At 59.9% G+C, this 22,479-nt stretch carries 18 protein-coding genes and 8 pseudogenes; 9 read left to right on the plus strand and 17 right to left on the minus strand.

Annotated elements, in window-relative coordinates:
* Positions 1-259 precede the first annotated feature (259 nt).
* Positions 260-1,186 (plus strand): helix-turn-helix domain-containing protein, encoded by a 927-nt coding sequence (locus NKH49_RS06385; RefSeq protein ID WP_352925558.1) that lies wholly within the window; start codon positions 260-262, stop codon positions 1,184-1,186.
* Positions 1,187-1,397: 211 nt separating this feature from the next.
* On the opposite strand, the gene NKH49_RS06390 is transcribed toward NKH49_RS06385, so the two are convergent.
* The 3 genes and pseudogenes from NKH49_RS06390 to NKH49_RS06400 all read right to left on the minus strand — a co-directional run bounded on the left by NKH49_RS06390 (position 1,398) and on the right by NKH49_RS06400 (position 4,650).
* A complete protein-coding gene (locus NKH49_RS06390; RefSeq protein ID WP_352925560.1) occupies positions 1,398-1,631 on the minus strand; it encodes a hypothetical protein in 234 nt (77 codons plus the stop codon).
* Positions 1,632-2,111: 480 nt separating this feature from the next.
* The gene (locus NKH49_RS06395; RefSeq protein WP_352925562.1) at positions 2,112-3,155 is read right to left on the minus strand and encodes a sensor histidine kinase; all 1,044 of its coding nucleotides are present in this window, start codon (positions 3,153-3,155) and stop codon (positions 2,112-2,114) included.
* A pseudogene (locus tag NKH49_RS06400) lies at positions 3,152-4,650 on the minus strand (ATPase domain-containing protein). The gene NKH49_RS06395 and the pseudogene NKH49_RS06400 overlap by 4 nt, the downstream one beginning before the upstream one ends.
* Positions 4,651-5,061: 411 nt before the next feature.
* On the opposite strand from NKH49_RS06400, the gene NKH49_RS06405 reads away from it, so the two are divergent.
* Both NKH49_RS06405 and NKH49_RS06410 read left to right on the plus strand, forming a co-directional pair.
* A complete protein-coding gene (locus NKH49_RS06405) occupies positions 5,062-5,835 on the plus strand; it encodes a Crp/Fnr family transcriptional regulator (RefSeq protein WP_352925564.1) in 774 nt (257 codons plus the stop codon).
* Between the two features lie 23 nt (positions 5,836-5,858).
* Complete coding sequence (locus NKH49_RS06410; protein ID WP_352670522.1) at positions 5,859-6,110, plus strand: DUF6894 family protein; 252 nt, start codon at positions 5,859-5,861, stop codon at positions 6,108-6,110.
* 386 nt (positions 6,111-6,496) lie between these two features.
* Here the strand turns inward: NKH49_RS06410 and NKH49_RS06415 are convergent.
* Both NKH49_RS06415 and NKH49_RS06420 read right to left on the minus strand, forming a co-directional pair.
* Positions 6,497-6,862 (minus strand): annotated as a pseudogene (locus tag NKH49_RS06415) (sigma factor); the annotation flags it as partial.
* Positions 6,858-6,935, minus strand: a pseudogene (locus NKH49_RS06420) (hypothetical protein); the annotation flags it as partial. The pseudogenes NKH49_RS06415 and NKH49_RS06420, both read right to left, overlap by 5 nt.
* Positions 6,936-7,094: 159 nt before the next feature.
* Between NKH49_RS06420 and NKH49_RS06425 the strand changes: the two are divergent.
* Positions 7,095-7,826 (plus strand): annotated as a pseudogene (locus NKH49_RS06425) (helicase-related protein); the annotation flags it as partial.
* A gap of 566 nt (positions 7,827-8,392) precedes the next feature.
* Here the strand turns inward: NKH49_RS06425 and NKH49_RS06430 are convergent.
* The 6 genes and pseudogenes from NKH49_RS06430 to NKH49_RS06455 all read right to left on the minus strand — a co-directional run bounded on the left by NKH49_RS06430 (position 8,393) and on the right by NKH49_RS06455 (position 11,253).
* Complete coding sequence (locus NKH49_RS06430; protein WP_352837209.1) at positions 8,393-8,617, minus strand: hypothetical protein; 225 nt, start codon at positions 8,615-8,617, stop codon at positions 8,393-8,395.
* Positions 8,618-8,763: 146 nt separating this feature from the next.
* Positions 8,764-8,979, minus strand: a pseudogene (locus tag NKH49_RS06435) (winged helix-turn-helix transcriptional regulator); the annotation flags it as partial.
* 22 nt (positions 8,980-9,001) lie between these two features.
* A pseudogene (locus NKH49_RS06440) lies at positions 9,002-9,181 on the minus strand (hypothetical protein); the annotation flags it as partial.
* Between the two features lie 253 nt (positions 9,182-9,434).
* Positions 9,435-9,605, minus strand: a complete 171-nt coding sequence (locus NKH49_RS06445) for a hypothetical protein (protein ID WP_352925566.1) — start codon at positions 9,603-9,605, stop codon at positions 9,435-9,437.
* A 15-nt stretch (positions 9,606-9,620) separates the two neighbouring features.
* Complete coding sequence (locus NKH49_RS06450; protein ID WP_352925568.1) at positions 9,621-9,839, minus strand: hypothetical protein; 219 nt, start codon at positions 9,837-9,839, stop codon at positions 9,621-9,623.
* Between the two features lie 778 nt (positions 9,840-10,617).
* Positions 10,618-11,253: an alpha/beta hydrolase gene (locus NKH49_RS06455; RefSeq protein ID WP_352925605.1), complete on the minus strand. Its 636-nt coding sequence runs from the start codon at positions 11,251-11,253 to the stop codon at positions 10,618-10,620.
* 391 nt (positions 11,254-11,644) lie between these two features.
* Here NKH49_RS06455 and NKH49_RS06460 point away from each other — a divergent pair, with 391 nt between their 5' ends.
* Complete coding sequence (locus NKH49_RS06460; RefSeq protein WP_352925570.1) at positions 11,645-11,893, plus strand: leucine zipper domain-containing protein; 249 nt, start codon at positions 11,645-11,647, stop codon at positions 11,891-11,893.
* Here the strand turns inward: NKH49_RS06460 and NKH49_RS06465 are convergent.
* The 3 genes from NKH49_RS06465 to NKH49_RS06475 form a co-directional block, all read right to left on the minus strand.
* Positions 11,883-13,454, minus strand: coding sequence for a type IV secretory system conjugative DNA transfer family protein (locus NKH49_RS06465; protein ID WP_352925572.1), 1,572 nt, complete (start codon positions 13,452-13,454; stop codon positions 11,883-11,885). The genes NKH49_RS06460 and NKH49_RS06465 overlap by 11 nt on opposite strands.
* On the minus strand, positions 13,451-13,699 hold the full coding sequence (locus tag NKH49_RS06470; protein ID WP_352925574.1) for a type IV secretory system conjugative DNA transfer family protein: 249 nt from the start codon (positions 13,697-13,699) through the stop codon (positions 13,451-13,453). The genes NKH49_RS06465 and NKH49_RS06470 overlap by 4 nt, the downstream gene beginning before the upstream one ends.
* 140 nt (positions 13,700-13,839) lie before the next feature.
* A complete protein-coding gene (locus NKH49_RS06475; protein ID WP_352925576.1) occupies positions 13,840-14,730 on the minus strand; it encodes a LysR family transcriptional regulator in 891 nt (296 codons plus the stop codon).
* Between the two features lie 161 nt (positions 14,731-14,891).
* Here NKH49_RS06475 and NKH49_RS06480 point away from each other — a divergent pair, with 161 nt between their 5' ends.
* A complete protein-coding gene (locus tag NKH49_RS06480; protein ID WP_352925577.1) occupies positions 14,892-15,788 on the plus strand; it encodes a DMT family transporter in 897 nt (298 codons plus the stop codon).
* A 475-nt stretch (positions 15,789-16,263) separates the two neighbouring features.
* Positions 16,264-17,019 carry an SDR family NAD(P)-dependent oxidoreductase gene (locus NKH49_RS06485; RefSeq protein WP_352925579.1) on the plus strand — a complete coding sequence of 252 codons (756 nt, stop codon included), beginning with the start codon at positions 16,264-16,266 and terminating at the stop codon, positions 17,017-17,019.
* Between the two features lie 189 nt (positions 17,020-17,208).
* On the opposite strand, the pseudogene NKH49_RS06490 reads toward NKH49_RS06485, so the two are convergent.
* Both NKH49_RS06490 and NKH49_RS06495 read right to left on the minus strand, forming a co-directional pair.
* Positions 17,209-18,780, minus strand: a pseudogene (locus NKH49_RS06490) (NAD-dependent succinate-semialdehyde dehydrogenase).
* A gap of 45 nt (positions 18,781-18,825) precedes the next feature.
* Entirely contained in the window at positions 18,826-19,383 is a 558-nt protein-coding gene (locus NKH49_RS06495) for a type 1 glutamine amidotransferase domain-containing protein (RefSeq protein WP_352925581.1), read from the minus strand.
* Between the two features lie 162 nt (positions 19,384-19,545).
* On the opposite strand from NKH49_RS06495, the gene NKH49_RS06500 reads away from it, so the two are divergent.
* The gene (locus tag NKH49_RS06500; protein WP_352925607.1) at positions 19,546-20,439 is read left to right on the plus strand and encodes an AraC family transcriptional regulator; all 894 of its coding nucleotides are present in this window, start codon (positions 19,546-19,548) and stop codon (positions 20,437-20,439) included.
* 383 nt (positions 20,440-20,822) lie between these two features.
* On the opposite strand, the gene NKH49_RS06505 is transcribed toward NKH49_RS06500, so the two are convergent.
* Positions 20,823-22,046: an IS110 family RNA-guided transposase gene (locus tag NKH49_RS06505; protein ID WP_352925583.1), complete on the minus strand. Its 1,224-nt coding sequence runs from the start codon at positions 22,044-22,046 to the stop codon at positions 20,823-20,825.
* Between the two features lie 244 nt (positions 22,047-22,290).
* Between NKH49_RS06505 and NKH49_RS06510 the strand changes: the two are divergent.
* Positions 22,291-22,407, plus strand: a pseudogene (locus NKH49_RS06510) (integrase core domain-containing protein); the annotation flags it as partial.
* Positions 22,408-22,479: the final 72 nt, after the last annotated feature.

The following is a 22,479-nucleotide window of genomic DNA, read 5'->3' on the forward strand; positions in this document are numbered from 1 at the left end:
TTTTCTCCTCCCGGTCTTTTCTTGGTGTTTTGATACCGACCCTCGCCTTTGCGGCTGGTCGATATGCTGCAATCAAAAACCAATGGAGGCCCTGCAACTAGGAGCCAGCTTTCCCAAAGCTGATACGCAATTTCCTCTGCTTCGCAAAAACTGCGGGGAATTTGTACTCAGAACGCAATAGTTGACCAGCGAGCGCTTGAGATTGCAGTCGAGCCGATGCAAGCTTGTTCGATTGAACCTATTTCCGATAGGACTTCGGTTGACCCTCAAAGTGCTGCACAGGCAATCGACGCAGACGCCGCAGATTGGCCGGCCCGGGCTCGAGCAGATTCTTCGGGACCCGGGCGAGAGCTTTGTGTGGCGGATGGACGACTACCCATGCGCGCTTGGCCAGTGGAACTATCATCCCGAATTTGAAATTCACCTGGTCCGCAAGTCGGTCGGCCGAGTTTTCGTGGGAGATCACATTGGCCATTTCGAGCCCGGCTATCTTGGCGTCGTCGGATCCAACCTTCCACACAATTGGGTGACCGACATCAAGCCGGGCGACGTCATCCAGGGACGCGATATTGTAGTACAGTTCGATGCCGACATGCTGAGGTCGGCAGCGGCTGTTTTTCCAGAGATGGCGGAGGTTGAGGATTTTCTGTCTGCTGCCGCTCGCGGCCTTCAGTATTATGGCACTACAGCCACCAAGGCCGCGGCAATCATCGAGGCGATGGGCAACCAGCTTGGTTTAAAGAAGCTTGTGCTTTTTTTCGACCTGATTGGCCTGCTAGCAACATCTGCCGAGCGCCGCACCCTATCAAGCGAGCACTTCTCGCCTGACCTGCTACCGCATAGTTCGGCGATGGTCCATACGGTCGTGGAGTACATACTTCAGAACCTGGATGAGACCGTCAGCATGAGTGAAGCGGCTGGCATCGTAGGCATGACGGCCCCCACTTTCTGCAAGTTCTTCAAGAAGAACACCGGCCACAATTTTCGTGACTATGTTCGGCTGCTGCGTGTTGGCCATTGCTGCAGGCTTCTTGCGGAGACCGAACTCCCGGTCACCCAAATCTGCTATAAGGTGGGCTATGGCAATCTGTCCAACTTCAACCGGCATTTTCTGATGGAGAAAGGCGTTACGCCGACGCGGTATCGCCGGCTTCTCAAGGACCGCTCGGGCGGAGGCCTCGAATAGGGTATGCCAGAAATATGGCATTCGCTACGCCCCTCAGGCGACCCATCGCATGAACGAAAACACAGAAAAATAGAACTTTCATTTTGCCTTCTTCGGATTGTGGATGATCAGCTTGTGAATCAGCACCGAAGGTTGCCCCCTTCATCTGCGCCGTAAAGCATTGATTTGGCGAGATGAACTGGAGAGGCGATCGAGGCGAAACACCCGCTGATCAGGTTCCATTGGGGTTGGGCACGATGCCCAGTTTATCGAGAGCCAGATCATGATCGAGGTGCTGCTGGTAAAGCCCTGCCCTACCCCACTGGGAAACCCACAGCTCACCATAGAGGGACTCGAGATTGACGACTAATTGGATCAGACAGCGCGAGCGCAAGAACGAGGTCAAGCAGCGTGCCGCCGAGCCGAGCAGCATGTTCTCGCGTTGTCGTGTCGTGGGATGCAGCAAGCCCGCTCGTGCCGGTACCGACGATGGTCTGGACACCCGCTTTTGTCGTCAACACTCTGATCACTACGCCGCCAGTACCGCCTACATTTGCGCCGGCGCCGGCGGTGACACCACTCCTGCCACCTATGTTAGCGCCTGTACGACTACCACGGTTCCTTTCACAGCTGAGAGCTACGCGCGCTCGTTTGCAGACGGTCAGGCGTTCCGGCTGGGCGTTCAGGTCGCGGAGCTCAAAAGGTCGGCTTAGCAGCGGGGTTTGTCCCAACGTCACGGCGCCCCGATCAGCCCACGTATCTCCGACAGCGTGGGTCACATGGTGCCGCCAGGCGCCGGGCGGCCTGAGGAGCCCGGATAGCGACCCCAACTCGCAACCTGCATCGTGGCGTACCGTCGAATCGCTGAAGAAAGTCGCGGAGCCAGCGCTTTAATTGGTGGCTTCGGCTGCGGCCACAGGCTAGTTCGTCGCGTCCGGCAGGTCACTCAGGAGTACGCTGGCACGAGTCTCGTATCGCGTAAAGGCAACGCCATAGTGAAACGCAGGCCGTCTGGATCGTAATGCAGTTCGATCTTTGCATTGCACTGCACTGTAACCACCCTTTCGAGTAATGTCGTTCCAAAGCCTCGTCGAGTCGGCGGCTGCACAATGGGGCCGTCCCGCTCCTGCCAATGAAGATGCAGGATCTGCTCACCTGCGGAATCTGGTATCCACCATTGCACTTCAAGGCGACCTTGCGGGCGCGAGAGGGCGCCGAATTTTGCCGAGTTGGAGGCAAGTTCATGAAACGCCATGCCGACAGGTATCGCAATGTCCGCGACGAGGGCCACATTCGGACCGTGCAGTGATATTCGCGGCTCGCCATGGATCTCGTAGTGCCTCAGTTCCGCCTCAAGCAACTTCTGTAAAGAGGCCGTCTGCCAATAGTCGTCTGTAAGCATTGAGTGCGTGTCGGCAAGCGACACGATTCTTGCGGAGAAATCACGCACGAAGCTGTCGACGCTATCGCTGGACCGGGCCGTCGCTCCCATCATCGCTCTCACGTTGGCCAGGGTGTTTTTGACCCGGTGATGAAGCTCGCGGATCAAGAGCTTTTGACGATCTGCGACCTCCTGTTTCTGTTCAAGGTGGGACTTGACCTCGAGCTGGCGTGCACGGGCACGCAACGCCGACCGCACCGAATTGGCCAGGCTTGAGGCCAGGAAAGGCCTTTCGAGAACGATGAGATACCGATCCAGAAACGCAAGACGCTTGTCGAATTCCGTTCCCCGCCTTGCCAGAAGAACTACTGGAAAATCAGACCACGCAGGTTGGTTCTGCAGCCAGGCGGCGAATTGGCTCCGGTCGGAATTGATGAGCGCTTCTTCGGCGACGACGAGGCAGTGTGCGCTGTCGAGAAGCCGCAAAACCTCATCCAGATTTGCACAGATGCGTGTGCCGATCCCGTGTTTTGCCAGAATCGAGGCGGCTAGCTGAGCGTCTCGACCAACCGGGGCGAGCACGAGTACGACAGGTTCTTTCGGCGTCATGGCTTCTTGTTAGCGAGCAGATCGCTTTGTTTGCCCTCAAAAAAGGGCACGCCTGTAAGTATTCCCCTGAATTGGTCGAGCGGCTCGCCGACAGCTATGCCCTGGCTGCTGACCATGAATTCACGAATAGTGTCCTCATGAGGCCAACTCGCCTCTTCACCACTGAAATCGCTCGTCGGATGCGACCGCCACTTTCGAAAAACCTCAGCAACATCACTGCATCAGACAGATAGGTCATGTCGATTGGCGCCGCCGTCTGGCCGATCAGCCCGTGATTGGCGAGCAGCAGGATCGTGACGACGCCCTTCTGGTTGAGGTAGGTGAGGATTTCATGCATCTGCAGCACAAGGTGCTGCTCTTCGGAGATCGAATTCAGATACCCCGTGAGGCTGTCGATCACTACGATCCGGGCATCAAACCGCTCGACTGCGATCTGGATCTTTGATGACAATTCGCCGGGTGAAAGATCGGCCGGGTCGATCTGTTCGAGCAGGAGCATTCCGTCTTGCAGGAAGGCCTTGAGATCCATACCGACGCCGGCTGCACGTCCCAGGAAAATGCGATCAGTTTCATCGAACAGCAGAACCAGGACGCGCTCACCGCGCTGAAGCGCTGCATGACAGTAGGAGCAGGCTATGGTGGACTTCCCCACACCCGAAGGGCCGATCAACAGCGTGCTTGTGCCCCGATCGAGGCCACCGCCGAGCAGAGTGTCCACGGCATTTCCGCTTAAGGCCGGCGAGCCGTGTTCGGCTTCAGGGTGCTCGGCGGCGACCAGTCGCGGAAAGACCGTGACCCCGCCCGGCCGGATGACAAAGTCGTGGTAACCGCCACGTATTTGCACCCCACGCATCTTTATCACCCGCAGTCGCCGCCGCTCGCCACCATAGGTCGGGGTCAGTTGCTCCATGCGGATGACCCCATGGCTGATCGAATGCAGGTTGAGGTCATCCTGCTCGGCCGTGAGGTCGTCGAGTAACAACACCGTCGCATGGTTGAGCAGAAACAAGCTTTTCAGCGCCAGGACCTGCCTGCGGTAGCGTAGCGAGCCCTGCGAGAGCAGCCGGATTTCGGAAAGGGAATCGAACACGACGCGCTGTGGCTTAATACGGTCGATCTCAGCCAAGGCCGCCTGCACCGTCTCCCCGAGTTCCAGGTCAGAAGAATGCACGAGCGTCTGCAACTGGGAAGGATCAAGGCTGAGTTCTGGAGGAACGAGTTCCAGAATTTCTATCCCAGCCAGAGTCCAGCCGTGCCTGCTTGCCACGGATAGCAGTTCGCGCTTGCTTTCGGATAGCGTAATATAGAGGCATTTTTCGCCTTGCGAGGCCCCCTTGATAAGGAACTGAAGACCGAGCGTGGTCTTGCCCGAACCGGGCCTTCCCTCCACGAGGTGTGACCGAAATTTGGCATAACCCCCGCGCAAGACATAGTCGAGGCCTTCTACGCCGGTCGCTAACGGTGAGGCGTCATCTTCGTTCACGTTGCCCCTCATGTACCTTGCTGAACAGCGTAACGATTGTCAGTTTTGATGGTTCCAGAAGACCGCAAGGCGCTGGATAAGAGGACAAGAACCTCCTCTACAAACTGCTCACGAAGCCGTTCGGTGAGGCTGATCGCTGCTAGGGCCCAGCGCCCAGTAGCTGCAAAGGGGCCCGTTTTGCTCGGCAGGAGGCGATAGTTAAATTCGTACAGCAACGATGACACACCGGGGGCGTTCGCACGCCATGCATTCTGAGTTTCTAAAGCTGCAGCAGGTATTGGGACGCGGCGGTTTGGTTGCAAGCCGGTCGTGGTCCGGCAGACGTGCTGCTCCAGCTTCGGAAGGTTTGGATTGGAAATGGGGGAATGTGATCGCGAATTGTTGTCTCGAGCGGCCGGTGTCGCCGGACAGCACTGAGCATCCATGTGCAAACTTGCGATAGCAACCAAAGTAGGTCCACAAGTCTTGTCTTCCGTTTTGTCGTCAGACGTGCTCATCCGCAAAATTCGATCAATCGCTGATATCAGCGACGATGACGCCGCGATCCTGCGGGGCATGCCGACTCAGGAAAAGGACGTCGCAGCCAATCAGGATATCGTCTCGGAAGGCGATAGCCCTGCAAACTCGGTTGTGGTTTTGGACGGCCTGGTCTGTTCGTCCAAGTATACTGGTCAGGGAAGACGGCAGATCACCAGCTTCTTTGTCGCAGGCGATATTCCGGATCTGCATGGCTTGCACCTTTCGGTGATGGACTGCAGCTTCTCGAGCCTGACGCCAAGCAGATTAGGCTTCATCCGTCATAGCGTCCTTCGCCCAATTTGCGAACAGCATCCGCGTATCGCGACGGCATTCTGGCGATCGACCCTCATCGACGCCTCCATCTACCGGGAATGGGTCACCAATGTCGGGCGACGCGAGGCCTATGCCCGCACAGCCCACATCCTATGCGAGCTTATCGTGCGTTTGCGGTCTGTCGGACGCATCGAGGACCACGTAGCGGATCTCCCGATCACGCAGGCCGCTCTTGGCGATGCTCTCGGCTTATCGACAGTTCACGTGAACCGCACCCTCCAGGAACTCCGCGGCGACGGTCTGATTGCTACCTCAGGTACAAGGCTGCGTGCTCTCGACTGGCCCCGCCTGGTCCGAGCAGGAGACTTCGATCCGACGTACCTGCACCAAAGGGACCTTGCTTAGCTTTTGATGAGGATGCCGATCGCATGCGACGATATTTTTTTGACAGCGGCGATGCTGAGCATCTTGTTGAAGACGACATGGGCCTCGAATGCGAAGGGATCGCGGCAGCCCGCCAGGCAGCTGTCGAGGGTCTGGTAGACTTGGCACGGGAAACACTGGGAGGCTCGGAGCAGCAACAGCTGTTGGTGGATATTCGTGACGAGAGCGGGCGAAAGATCCTGAGGCTCAGCTTGATTCTCAAAATTGAAAAGCTTGAACTCAGCGCTTCGGGATGAGTTTGGAATAGCCATTTTGCTGCTCCCAGCATGGCAATTGAGGCGGGCGATTTGCTCGTTCGGTACGTCGTTCTTGCCGCCGGTCCCACTACAGGCGCCTCGTGTCGGCGCCAAATGGGTACGACTGCTACAATGTGGCCGGCCTGCAAGACAGACAAACTCCGGCTTAACGAATGTGAATGCTTGAGCCCATGCCCCGGGGCAAGGTGGCGGGAGGTGCCTGTAGGTGCCCGCTGAATCAGGCCCAGTCGCAATCTCTGTGCGAAGGCTGTTTCTTGAGTTGTTCGACAGAGCCCCACCAACACTCTGAGGGAGGCCGATTTTGTCACACAGGGGCGATACCTTGGCTCAGGAGGCCACTGGTGAACTTTCCATCGGGCGCAACCGCATATCACTGCAGTCTCTTCGTAGCTGACACCAAGCACCCCCACCAGCATCAGCACTTCGCTCTGAGATTTTGGCAAGCTTTGAATGGCCCGGTGGACCTCCTTGCTTTGCATCGACCATTCCTCTGCAGGCTGCGAAACGGGTGCAAGTGAGGCGCAGTCAACGATACCTGGTGCTTCCCTCGTGGCAGCCCTGACGCGCGTATAGTAGGTGTTGCGCATAATCGTGAAGAGCCATGACTTCATTCGCGTTCCGGGCTCGAACTTGTCGATGTTGGCCAGGCCTTTCGCTAACGTTTCCTGCAAGCGTCGCCACTTCGCTCGGAATGCCTCCGAAGCGATCCTCCAATTCGTCGGCAAATGCATTCAGATCCGAATGCGTGCTCATACGGAACAACCGCGAATACAGGCTGAGGCGTATCGCTGGCTTCCGGCACATAGCTTCCTGGGAATGACCCTCCGGCTTGCAAATTGATCACCAGATCGTCGGCATCTTCCCGGACCTGGCAAAAAGCGCGGGCGAAAGCGCGCAATGCGCGAATGAACTCGACGGTTGGAACGGTTAAAAGCCGGCTCAGTCGCGCACGGGCAGGCGTGCTCGCATGGCGAAATGAAAGCGCGTGAGTTGGACGAGATCGTGGTTCGCTTCGCCGCTGGCGAAGGTGACATTGTGCTGGCCACCGACATCATCGAAAGCGGCCTTGATATACCGCAGGCGAACACCATTCTGGTTTGGCGGGCGGACCGTTTCGGACTTGCACAGCTTCCACGAGCTTCGAGGGCGCGTAGGCAGAGGCAGACTGCAGGGCTTTGCGTTTCTGTTGACCGAGCCCGGTAAGGAATTAGCTGAAGCCACGAGGAGCCGACTTTCGGCTCTTGTGGCGCTCGACCGGCTTGGCTTTGGCCTGACCATCAGCCAAAGGGACCTCGACCTGCGCGGCGCAGGCGATCTTTTCGGCGAGGAACAGGCGGGCCACATAAAGCGGATCGGCGTAGGACTCTATCAAAGATTGCTCGAGCGTGCCTCGTCGGTTGCTCGTGGCGGCCCCTCGTCTGACACACAACTTCCGGACTGCTGGAGGTAACCCGACTGCGAATGGATGCAGCGCAGTTGGGCTTGAGCCAAGTCGACGTAGGACCCGAAGCGATTGCGATCACCTTTCGCACAAAACCCTCCGGGTCGGTCTGGGAGAATCTTAAAGGGGTGAATGGGTTCGAATTTCGGCCAGGCCGCTTGATCTTCAGGCCGCCAACCAAAACAGGCACTGGACAGCTGGAGGTTCTACGAAGCCTGATCGGTTCCATTCGTTCCGCGCACGCACCAGGATAACTAGTGGCGAGACCGATTGCGGGTCGAAGCACGACCCGCAATGGCCCTAGTAGCGGTCCATGAAGACCAGAAAATCAGTCTTGCCGGATATGATCAAAGTCCACGGCGAGACCATGCTTGACCGCACGGTCGGCGACCATATTCGCAAGCTCCCGGTCCGAGATTGAAGCCATACCAACGACCTGCCTTAGCGCTCTCAAGGCGAGCCCTGTCGACATGACTCTATCACGCCGGCTGCGTATGCCGACATAGTGTTCCACTAGATCTTCAAGCTGTCGCACCTCGGGCCTCCACATCTGCTCTTCCAGGCCACTATGCTGAGGTTTGTGGCGTATGCATTCACATTCGTTAAGGGACTAAGACAAAGGACGAGGTAGGTGATGCTGAAAGGCAGGTAGGCTTGCTCATTGCCGGATGCGCGATGGCGGTGGCCGGCACCGCTGCCGTCGCGCAGCAGACCAACGAAGACCCCATTGTCTCCCGCCTTGGACCGTCCTCTGGGCGGCACTGAAAAACCGGTGCCACGACGGAACCGGTAAACAAGCTCCCTGCCTCACGGTGGCGGCCTATTTACCTTGCAGGTCGCTAGTCAGAACGCTAACGCGGCCGGCTTCGTCCAACTGCCCTGCATCGTACTTTTCAGATGCCATTTCACGGACAGCATCCAGGCCGAAGTCTTCGATCGCTTCGGTCGATGTCACGACGAGGACGCGCTCTGTTCCGTCAAAGGCTTCAAGCACCAACTCGAACCGCTCAGTGGTTCCCTCTTCGCCAGTAAAAACCAGACCCATATGCCTTCTCCCTAACAAAGCTAGCGATTCAGCCATGTGCCATGTCGCGTTTCATGTCGCGTGGACCTGCCGATACTCGCAGGAAACCCATGGAAATCAACGGTAGCAGCTTGCATGGCGCGACATGATCGTCAACGAAACCAGAGCTTGGGGCGTTGCGACAGAACGGTCGGCGACATTTTGGGGACGCCGCGGCGCAGAACGTTGAAACGGGTCGAGCCCGCCACTAATTCGCGAAGCAGAACCATGGTCCAGCGGGTGCACAGCACCTCCGCGGTCATCGACAATGGGCAGAACTGTTTGTATCCGGACTGGGCGGGCCATGATGTTGCCTTCCCCTCAAACTCCTTGGAAGATCGCATCGGCATTGCGCCGCAATAAGCGGCCATTTAAAAATGGTAGCCGGTCGGCGCTCTTCTGGCCATGCGCTGCGCCGGTCAGGCCACCCAGCTCCAGTTCCATCAGCCGCTGGGCCGCAAAGCCGATCATCTCCCACAGCAAATCGCTGTCGGCGCTCTTTTCTGAGCGCCGACCATCCCTGGGGACCGCTCGTGGCGGATTCATCGCCGAAGGCCGGATGGCTGCCGACATTCCTCCGGACGTCGGCTACGCACCGATCGGGCCAGAAGGTGGCGCAGGCGGAGCTCGCGGCGGCCGTGCCTAGCGCGAAAGACGTCGTATCAACACCGACAGCGGCCACGACATCCACAAGGACCAGCCGCAGCTCGTCCTCGACCCGATCCGCGATGTCGTCGACGCCATGCGCACCGGAAGACAAGCCTGTAGCCCTAGCGGCCTGGCCTGGCCCGCCCCGGTGTCATCGCTTCGCTGGCGTTAACGGTGAGACCGCATAGATCTGGTCCAATATTTTCAGCATCAGAGCGTTGGCGGTCGGCTTGCCATCAAGCGAGAGCGTCAGGCTGGTCCAGACGATCAGCGTGACGTCGTTGTCCGGGTCATGGCCCATGAAGGAATTGTAGCCGGGCATCTCGCCGCCGTGGAATTAGATCTTGTTCAGCCCGAAGGCAATCAGCGAGATGCCGTAGCCATATTTCTGGCCTTCAGGCTTGCTGGGATCCTCCGCTTCGGGACTATCCAGCCATTGGCGCTTGTAGTCGGCGTTGAAGATCTGGCCACCGACCAGCGCGCGCATCCAGGTCGCGAGATCATCCGCCGTGGAGATGACGCGGCCTGCCGCAAAGTAAGCGACGGGTTCTGCCACGTCTCGTCATCGGGCTTGAGCGTTCCCGCCCTGGCCGCCGCCTGAAGATCGTCCGGATACGGCGCATCGACCAGGGCGTAAGACGCGCCGCCATAAATGTAGCCATGCGCATAAGGCTCGGGGATGGTGTTGGACGTGCTGACGGGCAGCAACGTGTTTTTCATCCCTAGGGGCCCGAATAAGCGCTCCTGAAAGATGGTCGCCACCGGCTTGCCGTCGATCTTCTCGGTAACGGGCCGAGCAGATAATAGTTGGTATTGTTGTATTCGCACAAGTTTGCAAGTAATTACGACCAAGTAACCGCCGTTGGAACCTGGTAGCTTTGCTGAAGTAGTCATCGAGTTGGGGGACGGTGCGATCGGTCGCTCGGGCTTGCACGTCCGAAAATGAAAAAGCCGGATAGAAAGCGGGCGCGCCAAACCGCCGTTTGCGGCCAAATATATGCAGGAGTCGTTGGGAGTGAGCTTGGAAGCGTTGGCGGCGATCTAATGCAATCGAGTTGGCAGTTGGCCCCTCGATCTAGGCTTTGGTCCCGGACGGCGTTATCTAGGGGACGGCGTGGACATCAGGCCCTTTCTCACCGACGCTGCGCCCGCCCCCCCGCCTCAGCCGTTGCGGGTCACGGAACGGCGGCTTTCTGCCAAGTTCACCCTGAGGCCGACGATCTGCGTTCGGCCGCAGGCGCTGGATGTGATGAGCTAGTCGGCCTCGTTCTCGATCAAGCTGACCATTTTCTCCGGCACATCGGCGAAGAGGTAGTGCATGCTACCCGAGACCTTTACCGCGCGCGCGAGAAGCCTGCAGCCTTCATCCCCTCGACCGTGGCATTTCGTATCTGCTCAAACGGAGATTTGTCTCCTGTCACGAAAACGATTGGAATGTCTGTCGACGTTCGATGGGAGGAGTTGAACTGTGCATTGTTTGGAAATGCCCGATAGATACCCAGCACAGCCCCCATCTGATCGTCGCGTTCGTAAGCCGCTAGGGACAAGTTACGTTCGTCCTGGGAGAAGTTGCCGTAGTCTAGGAATGATCCAAGGAACACCTCGTGCCGGCCAGCGATCAGCTTCTCCGAAACACCTGGCACTTGCATGAAGCGAACGTGCCAAAGGGCGGGGCTGGCGTCCAAGGCATCCGTGCCCTTCATCCCAAGCAGCGCCGTTTCAGAAATGATCGCACCGCGAGTATCTCGGCCGTACTGCAGAGCATACGCATAGGCCACCTGCCCACCGATGTCGTGACCGACGATGTATGGCTGTTTCAATCCTAGCTGTGCTGCCACCCGATGGACATCTGTCGCCAGCGTCTTGGCATCGAAGTTGGCCTCGGTCGTCGTGGAGCCGCCGATGCCACGGAGATCGAGAGTCATTACGGTAAAACGCTTCGCTAGTTGACAGCGTGAAACTCGGTCCAGTCCTGTGGGAAACCATGGATCAAGATTACAGGAGGGCCTTCACCGCCAATTACATAGCGGATCTTCGCGCCTGTAACGTCTGCCGTGCCTGCCCGAAAGGACGGTCCAAGGCGGCAGACAATGGGTCTTCGTTGGTCTGCTGCGCGACGGCAGCGGTGCCGGCCACCGCCATCGCGCATCCGGCAATGAGCAAGCCTACCTGCCTTTTCAGCATCACCTACCTCGTCGTTTGTCCACTCCGCCGTGAGATAGTGTATTCGCCACAAATCTCAACATCAGCCAACTGGAGGCCAGTTTAGGGGATTGTGGGTTCTCGAACGCCGCTTCTAAACGCATCAAGTAGCGCGTTTCTTTAATTCAGGAGCATCGCCCAAGTAGAACTAGAAAGCCGATGCGGCGCGGACATACGCGGGTGACGGCGAAGGTGATGGCGCGCTGGGTGGAGCGCTTCCAGATCGAGGGAGGCGCCGGCATGCTCGACTATTCCTCGCGGCCCAAGACAAGCCCGAGGCGAACCGAAGCCGCGGTGGCGGATGCGATCGTAGCGCTACGCCGGCAGCGCCTGAGACCGCGGCACTGCCCGAAGTGCACGGCAATGTCCTCCGCCACCATGCCGCGACAAGGTCACTCTAGACGATGACGTCTCCGCCGCATCGAAATGGCGGCCTACCATCGACTACACCAGGCAAAGTATCTTCGACGACGCTCAGATTTCGATCGAAAGTCTCGGAATCGGATGCGTTGGCGCGCAGAGACCGCACCTTGTTCAGGATCGCCGCAACCGCTGCTTCTTTGTCGGGCGCCATGCGTGTGGTCGCAGCTTTGGCCGCCAACGCGGAAAAATCTATGGGGGCATGGACTGGTACGGCTGCAGCGTCTGTTGCTTTCAGCCGTTCTTTTACGATTGCGCGCCGGCCCGGCGGCGGAGCTATACGACCTGCTTTAGCGGGAAATGTCGCGCCGCGCCGGAGGCGGGTCTGCAGGAGGCGTGAGCGGTACGCGGGTGCTGTCGGCACAATCGTCGAGAGCACAGGAGATGGAACTGCCGCAGAGAAGTCCAACGCAAGGCTTTTCGTGCGCGAAACGTCGATAGAGCCGGGCAGGGGCATAAAAGCGCGTTTGGCGAGCTGGCCGTCGGCGAAATAGAAATTGCGCGTGCCGAGGATTGGCAGTTCACCACGCGGCAATATGATGACCTTGTTCTTGTCGAGCGTACGGATTTCATCCGGCCGCATGAGGGGCCGACGCACTTCCTTGCGGTGGACCGAGCGTGTGTAATAAGTGTCGAACAATGTTGCCTTGGTGCGCGTCACGTCTTTTTGCACGTCCGACGTTTCGCCGAGCTGCTCGGAAACGTGGCGCAGATCGTCAGCGTCCTGCGCACCGAAAAAGATCTGCACGCGAGCGGCGTTAATGAGCGTCTTGCGCCCTTCCTGGCGATAGATCTCGTCTACAGCCTTCAGCGACTGCACGAAAAACCACATCGAAATACCGTTGTCGCCGAGCACGCTCGCCATTTCGGTCACGTTCTCGATCTTGCCGAGGTTCTGGAACTCGTCAAGCAACACAAGCACCGGATGCTCGTCCGGGCGCGGCATGGTTTCCGACATGAAGTTCATCATCTGCGTAATCAGGACGTTGAACAACGGTCCAAGCGACGTGATCTGCTCGCGCCGCACGTCGAGATAAAGAGAGTTTCGATCGCGCTTGAGATTGCGAATATCGAACGTGCTGCGCGACGTCGCTGCCATCAGGCGCTCGTTGAGAAAGAGGGCCATGCCGGTGCGGACGCCGGCGTAGATTCCGGAAAACTGCCGCTCGGACATTTCAAAATAGGGCAACAGGGTTTGCAGCGTGAAATGCGAGCATTCGCGGCGGCGTTCCTCGCGCAGCGAGCCGATGAATTCCAGGAGCGGCTGCTCGGCACTGTTCATGATCTCGAGGATTGCGGCGAAGGTCTTCTTCTCATTTGGGATTGCAGGCGATCCCATGACGAAGGACGCGATGCCGGTAAAAAGGAGGCGGGCGTCGTTGACCCAATAGGGATCTGCGTTGGACGGGGGGCGCGGACACAGCGCCGCAGCGATATTGCGAAGGTCGATGTCGCGCTGCGCCGAATCCAGCGAGATGAAGTCCATCGGACTGTAGCATGCGGTATTGCCGTCCGGATCAGCCGGCGCGAAGCGCACCACGCGGCTCATGGTGAACGGTAACCGGTAGTCGCCGCATAGGTCTCGCCCTGCAGGTCGAGAACCACGAGCGAATGCGGCCAGGTCAAGGCGTTCGGGATGATGAGAGACGTGCCTTTACCGGAGCGCGGCGGCCCTATGACGAAGCCGCCGACGTCATCGCCATCAATCCACAACTTCTTGCCGCCGATCAGCTTGCGCTGCGTCAAACGGAGCTTGCCGGAGCGCTGATGCGGCCGGGCGACAGGATTCGGCAAGCCTGCCGCCAGCTCTACCGACGAAGACGCCGCCAACTTTCGTCAGGCCGGTTTTCGACACGCCGCTCATGGTCATGAAGCGAGAGTCATTGCGCTTTCTCGGGCGCATAAGAAACAGGCTGACCAGGGGCGCAAGAACCCTAGCTGGCCAGCGTTAGCCTGCCGTATCGGCTGACCTCGCTCGCAATGTCAGATATTAGACTGTCGAGCGCTGGATTTCGGACCTTCTTGGCCCGCCGCACAATATAGGCGAGCCCGGGAGGTTCAGGCAGGAGGCCGTCGATAACCTCCATGTCCTTGAGAATATGACGATCGCTGAGTAGAGCAACACCCAATCCCGCGCTTACGGCGGCTACGATACCCGCAGCGCTGGAGCATTCGAACAGGGTTTCGAGCTCCACTCCGCCGTCTTGCCCGATGTCAATCGCCCAACGTCGGTAGAAGCAGTCGTCGTCGAAGGAAAGGAACGGGATCGGGCCTTGACGGCTGAACGACAGTTCGCGGGACTTGACCCAGTGCAGGTCCTCCCGAAACAGCACGACGTCGGTTGGTCGGATCTCGTGAGAGAAAACCTGCACCATCGCCATGTCCAGTTCACCGCGTTCCAGCATTGACCTCAGCACGAGACTCATTCGAACTTTCGTCCTCACGGTGACCTGGGGGTGCAAGCGGTGGAAGCGGCCGAGGATGCGCGATAGATCCGAACATGTCGTGTCCTCGGTGAGACCCAGCATGATCCGGCCTGCCAGGTCCGACTTCGCCAAGCTCACAAGAGCCTCGTCGTGCAGCGCAAGAATCTTCGCTGCGTACTCGAGGAGTTTTTCGCCGTCGGAGGTGAACATCCCGCCACCGGGCCGTCGGTTCAGAATCTCGCATCCGAGACTCGTTTCCAGGCGTTTGATTTTGTGGCTTACCGCGGACTGCGTCAGCCCGAGCGCGTCGGCTGCTCTGGTGACACCGCCATGGAGCTTGACAGCACGAATTGCGCGCAACGCGTCGATGTCCAGTCGTCTGCTGTTGATGTCGGTCATCCGCGACTTCCGCTGTGATTGCTATACATGAACGCGTCAGCATCCTTTGACAACACGATATGAACTCGATGGCATGTTTGTCATCACCCAATCGATATTTGTCATGTGCCCGATGCCTGCAGGTCGGCTACTCGGTAGCGAAATGCAACCTAGGAACGCAAGTGACAGCCCTTCCTTCGTTTTCAGAAATTGTGGCCCGGCACCGTATTCTCTATCCTCTGTTGGCGGGATTGCTGATCATCGCCTGGAGTTCCGGTTTCGTTGGCATCCGTTACGCAAGCGAAGAAGCCAGCGTAGCCGTCCTGCTGTTTTGGCGCACACTGTTGTCAGGAGTCATCCTCCTTCCATTCGCACTTGCGTTCGGGCCGAGGATGCGCCTGCGCGCGGTCATATCCCAAGCCGGGTTCGGCGTCATGGCCGTCTTCATTTATCTCGGCGGCTTCGCGCTCGCGATCGAGCAACGCGTGCCGACCGGGTTGGTCGCGCTGATCTCTGATCTTGTGCCGCTGGCAACCGCGGCCATGTCGCAGCCTGTTCTGGGGGAACGGCTAAACCTGCGGCAGTGGCTTGGCACTGCCGTCGCGGTGACGGGCGTACTGATTGTATCTTTCGACAGCTTGAGCTTCGGAACTGCGCCGTTGTGGGCCTACGAGTTAACCCTTGGCTCGATGATGGTCTTCTCCTTCGCGTCGGTCCTCCGCAGGGGCCGGGAGTCGCTGAACATGCCCGTCCACCAGAGCCTCTGCGTTCACACGCTGACTGGCGCGGTCCTGTTCGGCATCTGCGCCATCGCTCAGGGAGGGGTTGAGCCGCCGATGACGGCTGAGTTCGCCATCGGAATGGTTTGGCTGGTGTTTATTGCCACCTTCGCCGCCTATTCGGTCTATTACACGATGCTGAGCATGTACCCCGTGGCGAAGGTCAGCGCCGCCATCTATCTGAGTCCCCCCGTGACTATGCTGTGGGCTTGGGTGCTGTTCTCGGAGCCTCTCACGCCGGCGATGTTTTTCGGCTTGGCTGTGACGCTCGTAGGAGTCTGGCTGACGGCGCGCGGATAGTCCCAGTTGGACTTCAAGCAACCCGCCCGCTTAGGGCCTGTTGCGGTTATAACGCTCTTGGCCGCTTTGCTCTCGACGGCGCCTTTGGCCGTGGCCTGCGCCCCTCCCACTGGATCTACCGTTCATATAGGCAGCGACATCTCTGGCCATTGCGGTGACCGCTTCCTCGTTCCCTTCGGCGCCCCGGTGATTGCCGCCGAAGCCCGCGGGTTCCGCATTTGCGAACCTGCTGTCCAGCTATCGCGCGGGAGCAGCGTCGCCGGCGAGTGCGCGACCGTGACTGGCGCGTATTGGCTCATACCGAAGCGGAATCACGCTGATGGCAAGCGGCGAACCACCCACCACTGATGGATAGGATGGATATAACGACATCGTCGTAGGATTAGGCAAGTCTACCCGACGAACGGGCAACCGGTGGGGGCCGCCCACGCCCATAACAGTTGCGTCGCAACAATCGATCCGAAGGAGAATTTGAATGACGACTGTGTCGCTCGTTACTGGTGCAAGCCGCGGCCTTGGCCGCAACACCGCTATAAGCATCGCGCGCCGGGGCGGCGACGTGATCTTCACTTACCGCAGGGGCGACGAGCAGGCGAAGGCCGTCGTCGCCGAGATTCAGGCAATGGGTCGTAAGGTCGTGGCGCTGCGTCTCGACGTGACCGACATCGGCTCGTTCGGGCGCTTCGCTGATACAGTCAGGTCCCAACTGTCGACCACGTGGGGACGGGATAGGTTCGACCACCTCGTCAACAATGCCGGCCAGGGTGAAATGGCAAGTTTCGCCGAAACCACCGAAGCTCAATTCGACGCACTTTTCGACACCCATGTTAAAGGCGTCTTCTTCCTGACGCAGGCTCTGCTGCCGCTCATTGCCGACGGAGGCCGCATCGTGAACTTCTCTACGGGATTGACGCGCGTCTCGTACCCCGGCTTTTCGGCCTACTCCGCCGCAAAGGGTGCGGTGGAAATCCTCACGGTCTATATGGCCAAGGAACTGGGAAGCCGGGGCATCGCCGTCAACACGGTGGCGCCTGGCGCGATCGAGACTGATTTCCTGGGCGGTGCGGTGCGTGACATGCCTGAGCTCAACAAGCAGTTTTCCAACATGATCGCGCTGGGCCGCGTCGGCTTGCCCGACGACATCGGCCCGATGGTCGCCAATCTGCTCGGCGCCGACAATCGCTGGATTACCGCGCAGCGGATCGAGGTTTCTGGCGGGCAGGTGATTTAAGGCAACCGGCCCGATCAAGGTAAAGATCAACAAGGGCGCCGCCGCGGTCTCGCGGCAGCGGCCTTTCGGCACTCATCCGGTGCTTTCTTTGGAGACTCTCTTTGGATCGAACGGCGGTTGCTGGAAGGTTCTGTGACGCCAAGCGCCCGCTTATGCGGGCAACTCAGGCCGAGCCGCAAGGCCGCACGACTACGCCAGATCGGCTGGCTGGCCAGCCTTGGCGCCGCCGAGCACGCGGTCGATCATCTCCTGGGCGGACCCAAGATAGTTGGTCGGCTCTGTGAGCTCGTGCAGACGCTTCAGCCCAAGATGGGCGGCAACCTCGGGCGTGCCCGCGAGAACCTCAAGGAGCGACTGTTCGCGGCATCGACACCGAAGGCGGCATTGAGATCCTCGATCCCTACCAGTTTCCTTCCAGCCGCCGAGCGGTGCTTCGGGTTGGTGCGTCAAGCCCCCGTTCACGCCGACAACGCCATATTGCAGGGCGTCGACCAGCCGGCGCTGCCGCGCACCGTCATGGGTGAAGACATAGGAAGAGAGGCCGAATGCGAGCCCGTTCGCCCTTTCGAGCATCGACTTCTCGTCGGTGAACGGCAGGATTGGCGCCACGGGACCGAAAGGTTCCTCGCGGAGAACGGCCGCCTCGTCGGGCACATCGGTCAGCACGGTCGGCGCGTAAAAGTTGCCGCGTCGGTCCAGCCGCTTACCGCCGGCTAGAATGGTCGCGCCGCGTGCGCGTGCGTCGTCGACAAGCCTTCCGATTGCGTCGACCCGGCGCTCGTTGGCGAGCGGTCCCATCTGCGTCTGCTGATCGGTGACGTCGCCCACGCGCAACGCATTGGCCAGCGCGACGAAGCGCGCCATGAAGCGCTGTGCAATGCTCGCCTCAACAAAGAAACGTGAAGGACACAGGCAGATCTGGCCGGCATTCATGAACTTGGCTTGTACCAGCAGTTCGGCCGTCGCTTCCGGGTCGACATCACCGCATACGATCACCTGTGCATGGCCGCCGAGTTCCATGGTCACCGGCTTCATCGCTGCCCCGGCGGCCGCGGCGAGGCGCTTGCCGATCGGGATCGAGCCGGTGAAGGTGATTTTGGCCACTTGCGGCGCATTGATGAGCTGGGCCGAGACATCGTTGGCGTCACCGAACACGACTGCGATCGCGGCCGGATGGACGCCCGCCTCGAGCAGTGCCTTGGCCATCTCGACCACCGAACCGGGCGTTTCCTGCGAGGGCTTGCAGATGATCGCGCAACCGGCGCCAAGCGCGCCTGCGAATTTCTTCGCAGCAAGCGCCATCGAGAAGTTCCAGGGCGTGAAGGCGGCCACCACGCCGATCGGATGCGGTTGCACCTCAACGCGTTGACCGGGCGTGCGGCCCGGGACGATCCGGCCGGAAATCCGCCGCGCCTGTTCGCCGCCCCACTCGAGGAAATCGGCGGAGCGCTCGATCTCGACGCAAGCCTCTCAAAGCGGCTTGCCCTGCTCGCGGGTGATGACATTGGCGATGCGGACGGTGTCTGCGCGGAGGCGCTGGGCCGCGTCCTTGAGGATGCGGCCGCGCTCCCAAGGCGGCACGGCCTGCCAGGATCGGAGCCCGCCCAAGGCGACCTTTATCGTCTCGTCGATATCAGACTTGGAGGCAAAGGCCACACTGCCAAAAGCCTCCCCGGTAGCGGGGTTGACGACATCGACAGCGATACGGTCGGAGCCTTCACGGCTCACGCCGTCGATCATAAGCTGGAACATGCTGGTCATGGAAAAAACTCCTGGCTTGCTGGCACGCTGATTGGCTGGCGCGGTTCAGCCCGAGAGGGCCTTGACGATGGCGTTGGTGAAGGCCGGAATGTCGGACGGCATGCGGCTGGTTATGAGGTTGCCATCGACGACGACTTCGGCGTCCAGGACCTGCGATCCCGCGTTCCTCAGGTCAGTGCGGACGGAGTACCAGCCGGTGGTGCGCCGGCCACGCACGATATCGGCCTCAATTAGCACCCAGGGGCCATGACAGATGGAGGCCACCGGCTTGCCGGCCGCGTCGAATTGGCGGACGATCTGGACTGCTTCCTCGCTCATTCGCAGCTTGTCCGGGTTCACCACCCCGCCAGGCACGATCAGCGCATCGTAGGCGGCGACAATGACGTCGGACAATTGCACGTCGGGCGCAATCTCCCGCTCTGAGGGGTTTGAGCGGCCCGTCGCCATATCGTAGACGACGCCGCTGATCGATCCCGTTGCGGGGGAGGCCACGGTCACGCTCGCGCCGGCGTCGAGCAGCGACTGACGGGGACGGTACAGTTCGTCATCCTCGAACCCTTCGGCAGACAGGATCAGGATATGGCGGTGCGAAAGGTCGGTCATCTGAACTCTCCTCGACTGCGGGGGGAGCCATCAAGGATCCCGCTCCCATTGACCGGGACAATCGCCCCGACTCGGAAATCGCGGTTGCCCAAAGCTTCGGCTTCCTTGCCTATTACTCCGAGGTGGATTGTGCGTCGCGTGCTCGGGAATATACTCCCCGCAATGACACACACGCTGCTTGAAGCCGTTCGCCGCCATGCCGACGCCAATGCCGACAGGTACGGCATTGCCAGAACCGCTGTGCCGGGGTTGAGTACGATCCGGGCCACCCGTCCCAGCGAGCTGCAATATGCGATCAACTGCCCGCTGGTGGCTCTGGTCGTCCAGGGCGGCAAGCGCGTGACCGTGGGCAGCCAGACCTTCGAGTTCGGCGCCGGCGACTCGCTATTGATCGCTGCGGACGTGCCGACCGTGAGCCAGATCACCCGCGCGAACGCCGGCGTGCCTTATTATTCGCTGGTCCTCGAGCTCGACGCCGCGGTGATCGAGCGGCTGGCCTTGGAGATGCGCGTCGTGCAGGCAGGTGTCGAGGGACCCGTCCGCGTCGACACGACCGAGGCAGAAGTCGCCGAAGCCGCCTTGAGGCTGATGCGCGTGCTCGATCGGCCGGCGGCTTTGCCCGTGCTTGGGGATCAGCTCGTGCGCGAGCTGCATTTCTGGCTTCTCGCGGGCAGGCATGGCTCGGCCATCCGCGCGCTGGGCGTTACCGATAGCCATGCACAGCGCATCGGCAAAGCAGTAGCTCTCATCCGTGAAGGATTTGCGCAACCGCTTCGCGTCGAGCAGCTAGCGGAGAAGGCCGGCATGAGTGTCTCCTCTTTCCACCAGCATTTCAGAGCGATCACCTCGCTCTCGCCGCTGCAGTTCCAGAAGCAGTTGCGCCTGATTGAGGCGCGGCGCATCATGCTGTCAGACGGCATGCCTGCGAGCAGCGCCGCCTATGCGGTCGGCTACGAAAGCGTGCCGCAGTTCACGCGCGAATACGGCCGGATGTTTGGCGTACCGCCTGTCCGTGACATTAAGCAGGCCAGGGAGCGGATGAACGTTGCCGCATAGCTAGCGATGGACGCCGTGGTCTGACAAAGCTTCCCAACCACGCAGTCACCGAGTTTTCGTGGCCTGACCGTGGTTCGTCGTGCAGGCACTGGTGGTGGACGGCGGCACCACCATCATCATGCCCGGCAAGCCATGGAATGTCGCGGCGCGATGGCCGGTCATCAGTTATTCTGATCTCGTGCGGTGTTTAAAAGCCGTGCATCGTCAAGAGAAGCTGGGTTCGGTCAGGCGAGAGCGGTTGAGCTCCCATTCGGCAAGCGTACCCAAGTTTGATGCTGTCAAACCGTGGTTCTACTCACTGGGCGGATCGAACCGGGTCGAATGGCATTACATTGCGCCCGGCAAGCCGATGCAGACGGATGTTGTAGAATCGCCCGTTCTTCTCATTCGGCGGATTTTTCCACAGCCTTCTGCCTTTCCGGCCTCGTTCGCCATCGGGAAGTCGCGGCTGCATAGGCAGCTTCCGCCTTCTCGACGCGGGATCGTTCTTCGGCGCGCTTGGCCGGGATGTTGTAGTCGAAGGCGGTGCCGCGTCTGGCATGGCTGGTCGGAAGGCCGGCACGCAGCTCGACCGATCTGAACTTGCGGGCGAGCAAGGCCGGCCGGGCCCAGATGTAGTCGGTATCCTTGCTCAGCATGTGCCAGATGATCATTGCAAGCTTGCGCGCAGTGGCGACGGCCGCGATGTGCTTCCCGCGGCGCGAGGCGATCCGCTTGTGGAAGGCGCGAAGAGGTCCTGGCGATCGCACCGCCGCCCATGCCGCCTCGACCAGCATCCCCCGCGCATGGCCGCGGCCCTGCTTCGTGATGCGCCCGTGATAGGCTGGCCCCTCACCGGACTGCCGCACGCTCGGATTGAGGCCAAGATAGGCAACGAGCTTCTGTGGATCGCTGAAGCGCCGTATGTCGCCGATTGCCGCGGCAACGCTCGCAGCCACGGTGACGTCGAGGCCGGGCAACGTCATCAGGCGGCGGATTGTCGGATCCTGGAGGGCATGTACGGCGATATCCGCCTCGACCACCGTCAACGCCTCGTTGATCTGGTTAATCAAGCCGAGGTGGCGCTCGATGGCGGCGCGCTCATCCGCAGGCAATATTTGCCTCGTCAGCCATTTGCGCCCGCTGATCCCGACGAGGTTCCCATGCGGACACGGCGGGATCAGGTGGGCGTGGAGGATTGACTGGATCAGGTTCTTCAGCCGCGAACGCTGGCGAACCAGCTGTGTCCGCCTGGTGACCTGTCTTCGGAGGGCAAGGGTCCCCGGATCCGGAACCCAGACCTCCGGCAGAAAGCCCGAGGCGTAGAGCTTCGCAAGGACAGTGGCGTCGATCGTGTCAGTCTTCACCTTCGCGTGCGCGATCATGTGCACCTGCTTGGGATTGGCGATCACGATCCGATCGACGTAGGGCGACAGCACTTCAGCGACGGCAGCAGCATTGCCCGTGGCCTCGATCACCACATGATCATCGTGGGTGAGTTCCTTCCTGGCGAACTCCTCGAGCTTATTGCGCAGCATTTGAACGCGGCCGAGCTTGACGACCTTGCCATCAAGCAACGACACGACCTCGGCGGCTACGCGGTGTATGTCCATGCCGATAATATGCACGGTTCCCTCCATCGTTGGTCACGAACAGGGAGCGAGCGGGCAACACGACAAATACGGATCCGCGCTCGCAGCGCATCCGGGCGAGTCGTAGGGGCGGCCAGATAATGTGCTCGAACTCGCAGTTCATCTGCATACGACGGCCTGCCCGCACTTGCGTGCTCCCGGTGCCCCGTGGCCCGGATGCGCCAACTTAACGAACCTGACGTACCGAACAAACGATGGCACCAAGAACATCATGCCGGATAATGGCTTCATCGAGAGCTTCAACGGCCGACTGCGCGATGAACTGCTCAACGAGACGCTGTTTACTTCGCTGGCTCAGGCACGCGCCGCCATCGCCCTGTGGCGCGCCGACTACAATCCTGTTTCATAACACCCATCTGTCTATGTCGTTGAAGTGAATAGGTTTTGCTGATCTGGATGCGATCCCGTG

The organism is Mesorhizobium sp. M1088 (assembly GCF_040318575.1).
Lineage (GTDB): Bacteria > Pseudomonadota > Alphaproteobacteria > Rhizobiales > Rhizobiaceae > Mesorhizobium.

Bases quoted from the DNA above. Each gene is read 5' to 3' on its own strand.
- NKH49_RS06405 (WP_352925564.1), top strand. From the start codon at position 5,062: ATGTGCAAACTTGCGATAGCAACCAAAGTAGGTCCACAAGTCTTGTCT.
- NKH49_RS06500 (WP_352925607.1), top strand. From the start codon at position 19,546: ATGACACACACGCTGCTTGAAGCCGTTCGCCGCCATGCCGACGCCAAT.
- NKH49_RS06395 (WP_352925562.1), bottom strand. From the start codon at position 3,155: ATGACGCCGAAAGAACCTGTCGTACTCGTGCTCGCCCCGGTTGGTCGA.
- NKH49_RS06465 (WP_352925572.1), bottom strand. From the start codon at position 13,454: ATGAGCCGCGTGGTGCGCTTCGCGCCGGCTGATCCGGACGGCAATACC.
- NKH49_RS06430 (WP_352837209.1), bottom strand. From the start codon at position 8,617: ATGGGTCTGGTTTTTACTGGCGAAGAGGGAACCACTGAGCGGTTCGAG.
- NKH49_RS06495 (WP_352925581.1), bottom strand. From the start codon at position 19,383: ATGACCGACCTTTCGCACCGCCATATCCTGATCCTGTCTGCCGAAGGG.
- NKH49_RS06475 (WP_352925576.1), bottom strand. From the start codon at position 14,730: ATGACCGACATCAACAGCAGACGACTGGACATCGACGCGTTGCGCGCA.
- NKH49_RS06460 (WP_352925570.1), top strand. From the start codon at position 11,645: ATGCGGCGCGGACATACGCGGGTGACGGCGAAGGTGATGGCGCGCTGG.
- NKH49_RS06485 (WP_352925579.1), top strand. From the start codon at position 16,264: ATGACGACTGTGTCGCTCGTTACTGGTGCAAGCCGCGGCCTTGGCCGC.
- NKH49_RS06410 (WP_352670522.1), top strand. From the start codon at position 5,859: ATGCGACGATATTTTTTTGACAGCGGCGATGCTGAGCATCTTGTTGAA.
- NKH49_RS06445 (WP_352925566.1), bottom strand. From the start codon at position 9,605: ATGCCCGGCTACAATTCCTTCATGGGCCATGACCCGGACAACGACGTC.